Here is a 14,436-nt window from a genome sequence, read left to right as displayed (position 1 = left end):
AACCCCTTATGCTACTTGTATTTCTGGGATTTTTAACCCCAATTTAATAGCTATATCATGGGATACACCATAATTGCCTTTTATTAATCCATTCGTTAATAAGTAAACACGGTTTACAGGAAAATTATTTTTTTTAGCCCATTGAGCTATAGGAATACCAGCCTTTTTAAATAAGGCTTTTACTTGTTCATGTGTATAAGGCTTTGTTTTGGGCAGTGCGTATGGTACTTGCATTGACCTTTCTCCTATTGTTGGTAAAATTATCAAAATACTTTAAATTAATTTATGTTTATTATATTGCGGAAATCTGCAATTGTAAATATAAATATTGCGGATAATTGCTAAATGATAGGCGCTCGAATAAAAGAAGAAAGGGAAAGACTAAAACTCACACTGTCAGAATTTGCGGTAATTGCTGGCGCTGGAAAAAGAACGTTAAGCGATTGGGAGAAAGGCACAACATACCCTACAGCATTGCAGTTATCCGCGCTAAATACTGTAGGCGTTGATGTCACATATATTGTAACTGGTCAACGTTCACAGGCAGCTATAACACCAGAAGAACAAGTGATGTTAGACGCTTATAGAAAACTACCAGAAGAAAATAAAAAGCGTTTGATGGTTTTAGCTTTAACGGGTGTTGATATTTCCAGCAGTGATGAGAAGAAAAAAGGCAAAGCTAATACTAAAGTATCAATAAAAGGCGACAATAATACTGGCAATATAGCAACGGGAAATATCAAATTGAGGAAGTAAATTGTGGGTACTGATATTAAAATAAAAGGCTCGAACAATAGAGGTAATATTTTAGCTGGCCGTGACTATGTAAATATCAATATTAATCCAGACAAATACAAACCCTGTCCATATTGTCAAAGAAGCTGGATAAATTTAAATGATGATATTTGCAACCCTTGTTTAACTATTTTAGAAGAAGAACAAAAAAAACAAAACCGTTTAAAAATAGCAAAAAAACTACAGTTATTTTTTTTATTAACAGTAGGTCTAACATTAACTCTAACTGTATTAAATTTATATTTGACTAAAGTCGAAAATCAAAAAAATATTTTTCATATTGTACAGAACTTTAATAGAGCCATTCTTAGTAGTTTATTAATTTCTTTATTAACTGTAGCATTAAGTTATTTATTATATTTTCTAATTAATTATTTACTTAAAAAGCGTTAAAGGAGGACTAATGCAATTAATTAAAATACTTTTTACTATCACTGCTTTTGTTTTATTGACTGCCTGTGCTACTTCTGGCTATGATTTTAAAGAACAAAACATTAGCCAATTACAAATAGGTGTTACTACCCCATACGATGCCGAAAGCATTTTAAAAGGTACACCATACCAAACAGTAAATAATGATAGTGGTACTTTTTTAGTTTTTGTTTTTTCTAGTGCAGACCCTATGGGCGTTAAAACTAAAATGGTAGAACTACAATTTAATAATAATGTATTAACGCGCATTTCAAGAATGAGTGGCTTTGAGTTACCACAAGCCGACAGAGCAAGACTAATGCCATAGTTTAAAAATAGTAAGATTAAAATTTTTTAGAATTTTCTAAAAGATTTAAAACCATAAAAAAAGCAAGATACCTCTTAATAATTAAGGGGTATTTTTTATGGTCGCTGATGAACCAACAATTAAACAATTATCTGTAATTACAGGCATTAGTATTCCTGTACTTATCCTATTACTTGGCTTACTTTTACCCTTTGAAGGCAAGCATAATAAAGCTTATGTAGACCCTGTAGGCGTTGTAACTATCTGCATAGGCCATACTGCAACAGCCAAAGCAGGCCAATATAAAACCGATGCCCAGTGCTACCAGCTTCTAGCTAAAGACTTAGAAGACGGTACAAAAGCTATTAACAACTATGTAAAAGTACCCTTATCTAATCACTTAGAAGCGGCTTTAAGGTCGTTTATATTTAATGTTGGTTCTGAGAATTTCCGCAAATCAACTCTACTTAAAAAACTTAATAATACTGATTATTTGGGGGCATGTGCTGAGCTTGAGAAATGGATAAAAGCCACAGATCGCAACACTAAACAAGTAAAAATATTAAAAGGTCTAGTTAATCGTCGTGCCGCTGAGCGTAACATGTGCGAGGCTGGTCTATGAGTTATTTAGCCCGTCCTATTATGGCCGTATTCGGTCTAGTTCCTGCTTTAGTTGGCATTTACTACATAGGCTACACCAAAGGCCAGCAACAAGCCGAAAACACCCACAATGCGCTACAACTTAGCGAACTAAGGGCAATTATTGCCCAATCCAAAAACTTAACCCAACAAGCCCAAAAAGCTAGCAGCGAGATTGAAAAAGTTATCGCCCAAGCTAAAGAGGCTAACTATAAAACCACTGTAGAGTTTGAACATGACCTTGAAGCCACTAAAAATGCTAGGGCTAGTTGTGTGTTTGATGATGTCATCATGCAGCAACTCAAAGCCGCCCGTAGTCGTGCCGCAGCCGCCGCAATCGCCACCGATACCAGCAGCCTTGATGGTGTATTGCGACCCACCAGTAATGATAACCCACAACACAGGCGATAGTATTGTAATGACCTTAAAAGAACTATACGACCAGTACGGGCTATGCGCTTGGCGACATGCTGCGCTTATTCAATACCTTATTTTTCCTAGAGGTGATGAATGATTGAAGAATACAGCATAGGGCAGCTAATCCAGTTTATTTTACTGATTGGTATTTTTTTATTTACGTTGTTCTCACGTAGAGAAGCAGCCAAAACAGCCGAAGTAAAAGAGCTAACAGACCGCTTAACCAAGTTAGAAATAAAAGTCGAATACTTACCCACTAGTAACCAGTTTAGCCAGTTATTAGCAGAGGTTAGAGAGCTTAACGGCAAACAAGAAGCCATGAACAACACACTAGTATTGATTAATGAATCGTTAATTAATAATGGCATTAAATGAGGCTATGTAATGAAACAAACCTACAAAGAGCTATTAACCGAACAAGAGCGACTAGTTATTCTAAGGGTATTAACCGAATTAAACGGCTACACCTCTAATAATTCGATTATTACAGAGCTACTAAAAAAATGGGGCTTAAAGGTAAGCCATGACCAAGTAAAAACCCATTTAAGGTGGTTAGATGAGCAAGGGTTAATAACCATTGAAGATATTAACGGGGTACTTATTGCCACCCTTACAGAACGTGGCGAAGATGTAGCCAACGGTTTTGCCACTGTGGATGGTGTTAAAAGGCCGAGGGCTTAGACATGGGGCGTAAATCTAGTTTAGACAAACTACCTAAGCCAGTAATTGAGTTTATCCAGCAATTACTAAGGGAAAACCGCCTTACTATTAGTGAGCTATTAGACGAGGTTAATAATAATTTTCCTGAGCTAGAAAACAAGCCCAGCCGTTCTGCGCTTGGGCGTTTTAGTCAAAACTTTAATAAACGTTTTGAAGAACATAACAAATTTAAAGAAATGGCTAATATTTATGTTAGTCAACTTGGCGAGAATACCGACGATAAAACAGGCATGTTTTTAGCCCAATCTTTAACCATGCTACTAAGCCGGGTAACTATGGAGCAACTAGACAAAGACGATAACCAGATCATTATCAAAGAAGCTGGCCTATTGGCTAAAGCTGCCCTAGATATACAGCGCGCTAGAGAATTATCACTAAAAGAACGTTTAGCTATTGAAGAAGAAGCCCGCAAACGGTTACTACGTGAACAACAAGACAACCTAGAAAAAACCGCTAAAGCCCAAGGCTTAAGCGCTGACTATGTAGACCTATTAAAACGTGAAGTATTAGGGGTTAATTAATATGGCCTGCAAAGTTACCCCCGAAAGATTAAAGCCACAAAAAAATACAAGGCGTATTGTTGAATGGAACGAACTACCACCCTCAACACAACAAGTACAAGCTGATTTAAACCCATTAGCTAAAGGCATTTTAATGGCGCACCAAGTCGAGTACATGGCACTCGACGCGCCAATTATTGTGGCTGAAAAAGGCCGTAGGACGGGGATAACCTTTGTAGAAGCTTTAATAGATACCTTAGTAGCTGCTTCTAGTAAACAGGCAGGCGGTATGAATGTTTACTACATAGGCGATACTAAAGAAAAAGGCTTAGAGTTTATCGGCTATGTAGCCAAGTTTGCCCGCAGTATTGCCAAAGTACAAAAGCTTGGCGTTACTGATATTGAAGAATTTTTATTTGAAGATCAAGACGAAAACGGCAACAGTAAATATATTACCAGTTACCGCATTCGCTTTGGTTCTGGTTTTCAAGTGGTCGCGTTATCTTCTAACCCTGCCAATATTCGTGGTTTACAGGGTAAAGTGGTTATTGATGAGGCCGCTTTTCATGGTGATGTACAGGCCGTTATTGATGCTGCTACAGCCCTTTTAATTTGGGGCGGTAAAATTCGTATTATCAGTACGCATAATGGAATTAAAAACCCGTTTAACCAATTAATAAACGATATTAAAGGCGGTAAGTTTGGTAACAGTGCCATAGTATACAAAGCCACCTTTGATGATGCGGTAACTAATGGCCTCTATGAACGTGTTTGCTTAATGACCAACGAAACACCTACCGCACAAGGCAAAGAAGAATGGTATACAACTATTCGCAGTGCGTATGGTTCAAGGGCAGCCGCCATGCTAGAGGAATTAGACTGCATACCCCGTGCTGGCACTAGTATTGCGTTACCTAGTATATGGATTGACAACGCCATGCGCGAAGTGCGCCCCGTGTTGCGTTGGTCATTAGATAAAGATTTTGAATACTTGCCCGTTAGTGATCGTGTTAGTTATGGTGAAGACTGGATACATAAATACATAGACCCTGTTTTAAAAGAATATGTAGACCCAACTTTAAACCATGTTTTTGCGCAAGACTACGCCAGACATAGAGACTTTTCGGTAATTGGTACAGGTGAAATTAGCCCTATCTTAGAATTAAAAGTGCCTTTTGTGGTTGAAATGCACAAAGTACCCAAGATGCAACAAGTACAAATAGCCTCATACATTATAGAAAATCTACCAAGATTTACCTGTGCGGCTATTGATGCTACGGGTAATGGGCAAGGCTTGGCCGAAGACTTAGCCGACCTATACAGCCGTGAGTACGTCCACCAGATTAACATTACTAGAAATTTCTACAAAGAATGGACACAGCCATTAATAGACCTTTTTGAAAGTGGTTTTATTGATATTCCACGCGATAACAATCTATCCCAAGATTTACTACAAATTACCGAGATAGACGGCGTTAAGATGATACCGGCCATTCGTGCCAAAGACTTAAAAGAGCCTGAGCTATACCGCCACGCGGATAGTGCAGCAATGTTTATCTTATTACGTTATGCCATGCTTAACCAATTAACTACCCCTTTTAATTTTCAAGCACTAGGCATAACCCGTAGCAGCATTATTGACAACCATATTAAAACCACTGTTAAAGGCTGGGGAACTGTTACTAGTGGCACAAACTACAGAGGTTATAACGACTAATGACTGATAACATACCCAAAAAACCAAAGCTTAATCTTGAAATTGCCACTACGGGTGATGGTAGAGATATTACACGCCCTTATATTAACGGCTTAATGCTACCTAATGACAAAGTATTAAAAATCAGAGGGCGTGGTAATTTTGATATTTACAAAGAAGTACTTAGCGACGATCAAGTAAAATCTAGTTTTCAGCAGATACAACTAGGTATTACTAAACATGCTTGGGAAGTTAAACCGGGTGGAGATCGCCCCATAGATAAGCTAGCCGCTGAATTTATCGAGCAACAAATAAAAAACATAGGCTTTGATAATATTACAACCAAGATGCTATACGGTGTTTACTATGGCTTTGCAGTAGCTGAAATCATCTACAAATTAGATGGCCGTTATATTGGTTTAAAAGACGTTAAGGTTAGAGACCGTAGGCGCTTTAGGTTTAATACACAAAACGAGCTTAGATTATTAACCCGTTCCAGTATGTTTGAGGGTATCCCATGCCCAGCGCCTTACTTCTGGCACTATGCCACAGGTGCAGACAATGACGACGAGCCTTACGGCCTAGGGTTAGCCCATTACTTATACTGGCCTGTATTCTTTAAGCGTAACGGTATGAAGTTTTGGGCAATGTTTATGGAAAAGTTCGCCATGCCAACGGCCGTTGGTAAATTTCCAATAAATGCCACCCCAGAAGAACAAAACAAATTACTAGAAGCTATTATGGCTATCCAAACCGATAGCGGCATAATCATTCCACAAGGGGCAGAAATTGCGCTAATCGAAGCCACTAGAAATGGTGTTAGTGACTACAAAAGCTTTATAGAGGCCATGAATAATGCCATTGCTAAGATTATTCTAGGACAAACCGCCAGTACGCAAGGCACACCGGGCAGGCTTGGTAATGATGAACTACAAGGCGACGTATTAAACAATATAACGCAAGCCTATTCTGATCTTATTAATGAAAGCTTTACCCTTAACGTGGTTAAGTGGCTTACCTTGTGGAACTTTGCAGGCGCTGAAATACCCGAAGTAACCCGCAATCTTGAGCAAGAAGAAGACAAAACAGAACGCGCTAAACGTGATGAAATCGTCTTTAAAATGTCTGGTAAGCAGCCTACTACTGAGTATGTTGTAAATACTTATGCTGTGGAAATTGACGACACCACCGCAACGGATAACGACAATAATCTAAGCTTTGCCGAGCCTGAACCAACCCCCAGCGACCCAGCCGCCGCCATGACACCGCTATTAGCTAAAAATATGCAACCTGTTATTAAAAAATGGGGCGAAGCCTTAGTAGCAGCCATTGAACAGGCCACTACTTTTGAAGAAGTAGAGAAAGCCCTGTTAGCGCTTGCCCCTAGTTTAAGCCTAGACGAATATACAGACGTTATGCAACAAGCCATAACAGCCGCTAACTTAGCAGGCCAAAACGACGTACTAGACGAGGTAAATAGCAATGGCAATAGCCGCTAGTTATGGTAGCTTACCCTTTGAGCAACAGATTAACTACATGCAGCGTAAGCTGCCTAGCATTGACTATGCTACTGTTAGCCGTGATGCTCACAATACCGCCTTTGTAGTAGCGGGTGCTAATCGTACCGACTTAATAACAGATATACACCAAGTGTTAATGCGGTCTATGCGTGATGGTTCAACCCTTGAGCGCTTCCGCGAAGACTTTTATGCAGTACTTGACCACTACGGCTGGGAACCAGAGGGTGGCAGAGAATGGCGAAGCAGTGTCATCTACGAAACTAATCTACGTGTTAGTTATAATGCAGGCCGTTATAGTCAACTAATGGAACTGCGCGATGTGCGCCCCTATTGGATGTATAACCACTCAGACGCAGTTATAACCCCACGCGAACAACACGAGGCATGGAATAAACTAGTATTATTATGGAATAACCCGTGGTGGGAAACACATTACACCCCTAATGGCTGGGGTTGTCAGTGTTATATTACAGCCCATAACTTACGCGACCTAAAACGCATGGGCAAAACAGGTGCAGACACCGCCCCAGCAGATGAAACAGTAAGAGTATTCTATAAAGGTGAATGGCAAGATGTACCCAAAGGCATAGACCCCGGCTGGAACTATGCACCGGGGCGCAGTCAATTTGCCCAACAAATACAAACCAGTTTAGAAAAAACAACCAAGCTACCAGCCGAACCAGCCGCCGCCATGAACCAACAACTACTAAGCAATGAAGCGGTAAGCAGTGGCTTACAAACTGATTTAACCCAGTTTATACAAGCAGTAAGCAATAACCAACGCATGAACAATAACCAGTTATTTATTGGTACTATTGAGCCTGCCATTATTGAACCATTGAAACAACAAAGCAAAATACTACAAACCGCTAGTATAGATTTAAGTGATAACACGCTACGCCAGATATTAACACAGCCTACTATTGATGCTGCCCTAGCTAGTCAATTGCCAACGGTGTTAAGCAATCCACAAGCGGTATTACTCAATAGTAATACTAATACGCTGCGTTATGTTTACGACTATAGCGAAACCTCAAAGCTAATGGCTGATGTAAGCCTACACTTATTAACAGACCCATTCGCTACTAAGTTAAGCAACCCATTACAACAGCTAAAACTAATCAATATAGAATCAAACCCACTTATTAACCTAGGTTATCAAGTGATAAAAGGAAATCTAAGGGGCTAATTATGGCGGGAATACGGGTAGAGATAACAGCCAATAGCACTATTATTGACGATACGCTACAACACGCTTTTAACACCTTAGCTAATCCAGAATTGATGCTTAAGGATATTGGCGAGTATTTAGTTATTAGCACTAAAGATAACTTTGATAAAGAACAAACACCCGATGGCGACGCATGGCAAGCCCTTTCGCCCAACTACTTAAAATACAAAAAACCAAACCCCGGCAAAATCCTACAACGTAAAGGCGGTTTATACCGGCAGATATTCTGGCAAGTGAGCAATAATGAATTAGCCGTCGGTACTGATCGAATCTATGGCGCATTAATGCACTTTGGCGCACCAAGAGGCCAATTTGGTAAAAGCCCTAAGAAAAACCTAGAGCTACCTTTTGGCGATATTCCAGCCCGTAACTGGTTAGGGGTTGGCAAAGATGACGAAGAAGAAATATATTTAATCATTCAAGACCATTTACAAGCTAATAACTAACAATAGCCCTAAATTGCATTTTAAGCGTTTTTTTCCGTTATTTATATCATTTATCAAATTCACTTAAAAAAACGCTTATAAACGCTTTATAAACAAACCTAGGGCTATCTAACAATAATAATCTAATCCCTAATCTATTTTAGTTAAAACCACCCTTAAAAATACCCTAGTAAAAATTTTAGAATTTTCTAAAAGATTTAAAACAGCCCAACGCGCAAACTGATAACTCTCATAAAACAAACGCGACTAATCAACTATACGAGGGCTTAACATGTGAACGGTAAACCTATAGCCATATTTCCAGTGGGTAAACATACCGCCATGAGTGGTGAAGAAATCAACGTAACCCCTGAAATTTTACAAGAAATAGCAACAACCTATAACCCAACGCTACACGAAGCGCCTTTAGTCTGTGGACACCCTAAAGACAATAGCCCTGCGTATGGCTGGGCAGAGTCATTAACCGTTAAAGATGGCCTGTTATATGCCACCCCTAAACAAGTTAATCAAGACTTTGCAGAAAGCGTGGCGCAAGGTGCATGGAAAAAGCGCAGCGCTTCTATTTACTTACCCAATACACCGGGCAACCCAACACCGGGCAAGCACTATCTAAGACATATAGGCTTTTTAGGCGCACAGCCACCCGCTATTAAGGGGATGCCTGATATTAATTTTAGTGAGAATGACGGCGCTATTACGTTGGAATTTTCAGAACCTACACCCAATACCAACCAACCAGAGGGCAACGACGCTGACATAGTGCCTGCTACTACGTCAGAACAGCCACAGCAGGCAACGCCCCCACCAGCAGGCGGTGGGGCAACTGTAACCACAACGGAGCAACCCGCTACCATGACCGACCCAAACAAAGCTACCCCACAGGGGGCTAATGATGAACAAGCGCAAAAACTCAAAGACAAAGACGCAGAAATTGAGCGCTTACAAACCCAACTCAAACAGCAAGAACAGGCAAAGCAACGCAAAGAAGCGCTGGATTATGCGGAAGGACTTACAAAGGCTGGCAAGCTTTTACCCGTCCAGCAATCAAAAGTCGTGGAATTATTGCTTGCTCTACCAACTGAGCAGCCGTTGGAGTTCTCAGAAAACGGTCAAGCAGTTAGTAAACCAGCTAACCAAGTGCTGCGCGAACTGTTAGACGCTACGCCCGAAATTATTAATTTTGCGGAAAAGTCCAAAGCAGATGGCGAAGACTTAGACAACTTAACGCCTCAAGTATTAGCCAAAAAAGCGCGAGCTTACAAAGCAGAACAGGCTAAGTTAGGCAATGAAATTAGCATTACTCAAGCTATGAATGCTATTACCAAAGGAGCATAAACAATGCATATCCCACAACTTATAAGCGCTTTTATGGCCATTACTGACATAGAAGCCAATTTAATTGTAGCCACTACGGGTAATGATGGCGAAGCCAAACAAGCTACCGCTGCTACTGACTATTTGCTAGGTACTTCAAGCGAAATAGGCGTAACCCAAGGCCGCCATGTAAGCGTAATCCGTAGCGGTTTATCTAATGTGGTTTACGGTGGCACTATCGCCATAGGTGACCCAGTAACTAGCGACGCACAAGGCCGCGCTATTAAAGCAACCGCAGGCGATAAAACCATAGGCTTTGCAGAGGTAGCAGGTGTTGAGGGTGATATTGGTTCAATTTATGTTACACCGGGTGTAGGTGTTTAGGAGTTTAAACAATGAAAGATTTACCGTTTACTATTGATGCCGTCCAAACAGGCATAGCCATTGCTTACCAAAATAAGAGCTTAATTGCTGACTCAGTGCTACCCCGTGTGCCTGTGGATGCTGAAAAGTTTTCATGGGAAAAATACGACTTAGCGCAAGGCATTACTATTCCAGATACTAAGGTAGGCCGTACTAGTCAACCTAACCAAGTAAGTTTTAATTCAACCACAGAGCAAGCCAGAACCAATGACTATGGCCTTGACTGTCCTATTCCTGAAAGTGACCGCTTAAACGCACAAGCCAGCGGCAAAACTGACCCTGTAGGCACTGCTACTGAATTTACCACCGACCTTGTATTACTTGATCGTGAAGTACGGGTAGCAAATACCGTTTTTAATGGCAGTAACTATGCCGCTGATAATCAGCAAATTTTATCGGGTAGCAGCCAATGGAGCGACCCTAGCAGTGACCCATTAAAGAATATTATGGAAGCCTTAGACGATGTGATTATGCGCCCTAATGTGGGTGTACTTGGCCGTCGTACTAGTACTATTTTAAGAAGCCACCCTAAAGTAGTAAAAGCCTTTAACGGCACTTTAGGTGACGAGGGCATGGTGCCGCTTAACTTCTTAAAAGAGTACTTAGAGCTAGAAGAAATCTTAATCGGTGAGGCTAACGTAAATATAGCCAAGCCGGGGCAAAATGTACAACTAGCGCGCACATGGGGTAATCATGCAGCGTTTATCTATCGTAACAAGTTAGCCACCAATCAGCGTGGGGCTACCTTTGGCTTTACGGCACAATTTGGCGACAAGATCGCGGGCTTTATTACTGACCCTGATCTAGGGCTACGCGGTGGGGTGCGTGTTCGTGTGGGTGAGTCGGTAGAGGAAGTAGTGTGCGCTAAAGACTTGGGTTATTTCTTCCAGAATGCCGTAGCGCCAAAACAATAGCCATTATTAGATAGGTGAAAACATGCCAAAATTTATAGTTAATAAAAAGCTACGCCATAATAACAAAGTCTTTACTTTGGGTGATTCTATCGAACTAACCAAAGAAGAAGCCGCCCCACTGTTAGAGGCTGGGGCTATTATTGGTGGTGGCGAGCCTTATAGCGAGCTAAAAGGATTAGTACCTAATAACGCGGATTTATTTTCATTAGATGAAGCTATTGAACAAATAGCTATGGATGATGAATATTTTAACCGCGTGTTAGTACTGCGTGGGCAAATTGACAAAGACGCTGATTTAATCCCAGCAGATACAGAACTGTTAAAAAACCCTGTAGCTACGCCAGCCGTAGAACCTGTAGCAGAAACACCAGCCGTAGCGGTAGACCCTGCCCCAGAAGAACCTACAGCAGCCCCTAAAACTACAGCGAAAAAGAGTAAAAAATAATGGCTTACGTGCAGCTTAACGACTTAGCCGAACAACCCGGCGCTACTGAGTTATCACAGGTGGCAACACCTATCCGCTATAGTGCCGTCGATTATGATCTATTAGACGCTATGCTAAGGGGGCGCGATACAAGCGGCTGGCCTGCTGACGAGGTAGAAATAGCCCAGCTAGTCATTGCGGTTATTGTTGAAGCCAGAACTGATGCAGACGGAGTAATAGACGGTTTTTTAGCTAAGCGCGGTTATAAGCTGCCTTTAATTAAAGTATTTCCTTTGGTGGTTCACTGGTCTAGGGTAATTACCCGCTACTTTTTACATAAGAACCGCCAAGCGTTAGAAAGTAACGACCCCATAGTGCGTGATTATAAAGACGCGCTTAAGTTCTTACAGATGGTGGCCGAGGGTAAATTCTCACTGGGTGAAGATGACACCCTAACCCCACCGAATAGCGCAGCGCCTAAAACATGCCACCCACCAAGGGTATTTACTACCGAAAGCCTAAAGGATTATTAACCATGAGTAGTGCGCCTTTTGATTTTATGCAAGTAGTAAGGTTATTAGAGTCGGAAGTTAGTGGCTTTCAAAAGATAGGCGGCGCGGCTGACTATGCACTAGTATCAAAGCTAGCAGACTTTAGAACGCCTAGCGCCTATGTCATTGTACCGCAAGAAAATGCCCGCCCCAATCCTACTGGAAACAGTATGCCGGGCGAAAGATCAAAAGTTAAGCAGCTAGTAACGGTTACTTTTGGTGTGGTGGTAGCGGTGCGTAATTTTCGTTATGACAAAGGCCAAGTAGCCACCCAAGATGCCTACCTATTAATTGGCCTTGTACGTGAGGCTATCATGGGTTGGACACCTAGCTTACCGTTAGCACGGGCTTGTCAATTTGTATCTGGGCGAGTTATAGACTATGACAAAGATACGTTGTTATGGGCTGATATATACCAAACACAACATAGTATAGGTAAAAGTTAAGTATGAAAGATCAACACAAAAAAATTAAGGGCTATCGTGATTTATCACAGGCCGAAATTGATGCAATGAACGAAGTTAAAGTACTGGCCGAACAGGTAGGCGCTTTACATGAAAAAATTGCACAAATGCCAGATATTGACCAACGTTGGTTAGCTATTGGTAAAACTGAGTTACAACAAGGCTTTATGGCCTTAACTCGGTCAATTGCTCAACCTACAACATTTTAGGAGTTATTTATTATGGCGTTAAAGTCTATCACTTTAATCAAACCACACGAACACCAAGGCGTAAAGTATAAAGCCGGCGATACTATTGACGTAGCGCCCCATACTTACGATTGGCTAGTAGAGCGTAAGGTAGGCGAGGCTAGCAAAGAAGCAGCTACCGAAACAGAAACCCCAGAAGCAGCTACTAGTACTAAAAAAACTAGTAAGACTAAGGAGTAATTAACCATGTCTTTATATTCCATTCAAGCCCGCGTTTTGTTTGCTGATCGCTCGCCATTAGGTAAGCCAGTTAATCCAGTTTGGGTTGGTAACGTACCTACTTTTACATTAGGACTTGGTACAGAAACTACTACCCATAATGAAAGTTTTAGCGGTAAACGTTTACCCTATGGCCGTTTAACTACCAGTACAGATGCTACTTTAAATGTGGTTTTTGAAGAACTGTTTGCAGCTAACTTAATCCAAGCGCTGTATGCTAAAGAAACCAAAATAACTGCGGGTACTGTTACCGATGAAGAACTACCAGACAATCTAAAAACAGGCGATATTATTAAACTAGATCATACTTTTTTAGAGGGTGTTGTAACTATTACTGATAGTGCCAGTACACCCGCTACGGTAACAGATGCCCAAGTCAAAGTACGTTCTTTAGCGGGTGGTATGTTAGAAGTAGTCGATATAACAGGCTTACAATTACCCCTTAAAGTTTCTTATTCTTATACAGCTAATTCAAACTTTGCTATCTTTGGTGAAACACCTAAAGAGAAGTATGTTATTTTGGATGGTATTAATACCGAAACCCAAGAGCCAGTAATATTTAATGCTTACCGTTGTAAGTTCGACCCTGCCGAAGAATTTGCACTGATTAACGAAGAATACGGCCAGTTATCCTTAACAGGTAGCTTGCTTTATGATGAATTAAATGTAAATGATGATGGCAGTCTAGCGGGCTTTGCTGACTTCCAACTAAAGGCCGCCTAGTATGGCTAAGAAAATTACTGACCCTGCAAAGGAAAACGCTAAACTATCTGCTCGCACTGACGAGCAGATATTAGCACCTAATATCAAAGTAACTATTCAAGGTGAACTATTAACGGTTAAAGAATTAACCTTTAATGACCACATTGAATACAGTCACTTAATAAGCCCCCTTAAAAAGGCGTTTGACCAATTAGCGTTAAACCATGATAGCGAACTGTTAGACCATGCTATGGATATTTTCTTTAATAATGGTACAGAAGCTAGCGAACTATTAGCGCTTTGCTGTGATAAATCTGCCGAATGGGTAAGAAGTTTACCTATCAGCGACTTTGATTTATTAATTGATAGCTGGTGGAGTGCTAACGGTAGTTTTTTTATCAACCGCCTGACCCGAAAAGGAATGCTAAAAGAGCTAATAGCAGCAAGCCAAGCACTACAACAAGCTGGGCTAAAATTTTCGCAACCTTAATCAAG

The 14,436-nt window shown here is 40.9% G+C and carries 24 protein-coding genes; 23 read left to right on the top strand and 1 reads right to left on the bottom strand.

The window, feature by feature from the left end; translation table 11 throughout:
- Positions 1 to 6 precede the first annotated feature (6 nt).
- Complete coding sequence (locus ACQVD9_RS14730; protein WP_264746678.1) at positions 7 to 234, bottom strand: DNA-binding protein; 228 nt, start codon at positions 232 to 234, stop codon at positions 7 to 9.
- A gap of 111 nt (positions 235 to 345) precedes the next feature.
- Between ACQVD9_RS14730 and ACQVD9_RS14725 the strand changes: the two genes are divergently transcribed.
- The 23 genes from ACQVD9_RS14725 (at position 346) to ACQVD9_RS14615 (ending at position 14,431) form a co-directional block, all read left to right on the top strand.
- Positions 346 to 756, top strand: coding sequence for a helix-turn-helix domain-containing protein (locus tag ACQVD9_RS14725; protein WP_264746677.1), 411 nt, complete (start codon positions 346 to 348; stop codon positions 754 to 756).
- A gap of 3 nt (positions 757 to 759) precedes the next feature.
- A complete protein-coding gene (locus tag ACQVD9_RS14720; RefSeq protein WP_264746676.1) occupies positions 760 to 1,188 on the top strand; it encodes a hypothetical protein in 429 nt (142 codons plus the stop codon).
- A gap of 10 nt (positions 1,189 to 1,198) precedes the next feature.
- The gene (locus ACQVD9_RS14715) at positions 1,199 to 1,534 is read left to right on the top strand and encodes a hypothetical protein (protein WP_264746675.1); all 336 of its coding nucleotides are present in this window, start codon (positions 1,199 to 1,201) and stop codon (positions 1,532 to 1,534) included.
- Between the two features lie 97 nt (positions 1,535 to 1,631).
- Positions 1,632 to 2,135: a lysozyme gene (locus ACQVD9_RS14710; protein ID WP_264746674.1), complete on the top strand. Its 504-nt coding sequence runs from the start codon at positions 1,632 to 1,634 to the stop codon at positions 2,133 to 2,135.
- A complete protein-coding gene (locus ACQVD9_RS14705; protein ID WP_264746673.1) occupies positions 2,132 to 2,563 on the top strand; it encodes a hypothetical protein in 432 nt (143 codons plus the stop codon). Before ACQVD9_RS14710 ends, ACQVD9_RS14705 begins: the two co-directional genes overlap by 4 nt.
- On the top strand, positions 2,472 to 2,666 hold the full coding sequence (locus ACQVD9_RS14700) for a hypothetical protein (RefSeq protein WP_492089216.1): 195 nt from the start codon (positions 2,472 to 2,474) through the stop codon (positions 2,664 to 2,666). The genes ACQVD9_RS14705 and ACQVD9_RS14700 overlap by 92 nt, the downstream gene beginning before the upstream one ends.
- Positions 2,663 to 2,944 carry a DUF2730 domain-containing protein gene (locus tag ACQVD9_RS14695; protein WP_264746672.1) on the top strand — a complete coding sequence of 94 codons (282 nt, stop codon included), beginning with the start codon at positions 2,663 to 2,665 and terminating at the stop codon, positions 2,942 to 2,944. Before ACQVD9_RS14700 ends, ACQVD9_RS14695 begins: the two co-directional genes overlap by 4 nt.
- Before the next feature lie 9 nt (positions 2,945 to 2,953).
- Positions 2,954 to 3,250 (top strand): VpaChn25_0724 family phage protein, encoded by a 297-nt coding sequence (locus tag ACQVD9_RS14690; protein ID WP_264746671.1) that lies wholly within the window; start codon positions 2,954 to 2,956, stop codon positions 3,248 to 3,250.
- 2 nt (positions 3,251 to 3,252) lie between these two features.
- A complete protein-coding gene (locus ACQVD9_RS14685) occupies positions 3,253 to 3,810 on the top strand; it encodes a DUF3486 family protein (protein WP_264746670.1) in 558 nt (185 codons plus the stop codon).
- Between the two features lies 1 nt (position 3,811).
- Positions 3,812 to 5,506: a hypothetical protein gene (locus ACQVD9_RS14680; RefSeq protein ID WP_264746669.1), complete on the top strand. Its 1,695-nt coding sequence runs from the start codon at positions 3,812 to 3,814 to the stop codon at positions 5,504 to 5,506.
- The gene (locus ACQVD9_RS14675) at positions 5,506 to 6,984 is read left to right on the top strand and encodes a DUF935 domain-containing protein (RefSeq protein WP_264746668.1); all 1,479 of its coding nucleotides are present in this window, start codon (positions 5,506 to 5,508) and stop codon (positions 6,982 to 6,984) included. Before ACQVD9_RS14680 ends, ACQVD9_RS14675 begins: the two co-directional genes overlap by 1 nt.
- On the top strand, positions 6,968 to 8,194 hold the full coding sequence (locus tag ACQVD9_RS14670; protein WP_264746667.1) for a phage head morphogenesis protein: 1,227 nt from the start codon (positions 6,968 to 6,970) through the stop codon (positions 8,192 to 8,194). Before ACQVD9_RS14675 ends, ACQVD9_RS14670 begins: the two co-directional genes overlap by 17 nt.
- Positions 8,195 to 8,196: 2 nt before the next feature.
- Positions 8,197 to 8,682, top strand: coding sequence for a phage virion morphogenesis protein (locus ACQVD9_RS14665; protein WP_264746666.1), 486 nt, complete (start codon positions 8,197 to 8,199; stop codon positions 8,680 to 8,682).
- A 273-nt stretch (positions 8,683 to 8,955) separates the two neighbouring features.
- Positions 8,956 to 10,017, top strand: a complete 1,062-nt coding sequence (locus ACQVD9_RS14660) for a peptidase (RefSeq protein ID WP_264746665.1) — start codon at positions 8,956 to 8,958, stop codon at positions 10,015 to 10,017.
- 3 nt (positions 10,018 to 10,020) lie between these two features.
- Positions 10,021 to 10,380 (top strand): capsid cement protein, encoded by a 360-nt coding sequence (locus tag ACQVD9_RS14655; protein WP_264746664.1) that lies wholly within the window; start codon positions 10,021 to 10,023, stop codon positions 10,378 to 10,380.
- 11 nt (positions 10,381 to 10,391) lie between these two features.
- Entirely contained in the window at positions 10,392 to 11,333 is a 942-nt protein-coding gene (locus ACQVD9_RS14650; protein ID WP_264746663.1) for a phage capsid protein, read from the top strand.
- 22 nt (positions 11,334 to 11,355) lie between these two features.
- A complete protein-coding gene (locus ACQVD9_RS14645) occupies positions 11,356 to 11,778 on the top strand; it encodes a DUF7210 family protein (protein WP_264746662.1) in 423 nt (140 codons plus the stop codon).
- Positions 11,778 to 12,290, top strand: coding sequence for a gp436 family protein (locus ACQVD9_RS14640; RefSeq protein WP_264746661.1), 513 nt, complete (start codon positions 11,778 to 11,780; stop codon positions 12,288 to 12,290). The genes ACQVD9_RS14645 and ACQVD9_RS14640 overlap by 1 nt, the downstream gene beginning before the upstream one ends.
- Positions 12,242 to 12,754, top strand: a complete 513-nt coding sequence (locus ACQVD9_RS14635; protein WP_264747913.1) for a phage tail terminator protein — start codon at positions 12,242 to 12,244, stop codon at positions 12,752 to 12,754. Before ACQVD9_RS14640 ends, ACQVD9_RS14635 begins: the two co-directional genes overlap by 49 nt.
- Positions 12,755 to 12,756: 2 nt before the next feature.
- The gene (locus ACQVD9_RS14630) at positions 12,757 to 12,981 is read left to right on the top strand and encodes an Acb2/Tad1 domain-containing protein (protein ID WP_264746660.1); all 225 of its coding nucleotides are present in this window, start codon (positions 12,757 to 12,759) and stop codon (positions 12,979 to 12,981) included.
- A 12-nt stretch (positions 12,982 to 12,993) separates the two neighbouring features.
- Positions 12,994 to 13,200 carry a DUF7210 family protein gene (locus ACQVD9_RS14625; protein WP_264746659.1) on the top strand — a complete coding sequence of 69 codons (207 nt, stop codon included), beginning with the start codon at positions 12,994 to 12,996 and terminating at the stop codon, positions 13,198 to 13,200.
- 6 nt (positions 13,201 to 13,206) lie between these two features.
- Complete coding sequence (locus ACQVD9_RS14620; protein ID WP_264746658.1) at positions 13,207 to 13,962, top strand: phage tail tube protein; 756 nt, start codon at positions 13,207 to 13,209, stop codon at positions 13,960 to 13,962.
- Position 13,963: 1 nt separating this feature from the next.
- Complete coding sequence (locus ACQVD9_RS14615; RefSeq protein WP_264746657.1) at positions 13,964 to 14,431, top strand: DUF6631 family protein; 468 nt, start codon at positions 13,964 to 13,966, stop codon at positions 14,429 to 14,431.
- The last annotated feature ends 5 nt before the right edge of the window (positions 14,432 to 14,436 follow it).

This window comes from Entomomonas sp. E7T21, assembly GCF_058693955.1.
The sequence above is the reverse complement of the archived record's forward strand: the minus strand, read 5'-3'. Positions and strand labels throughout refer to the sequence as shown.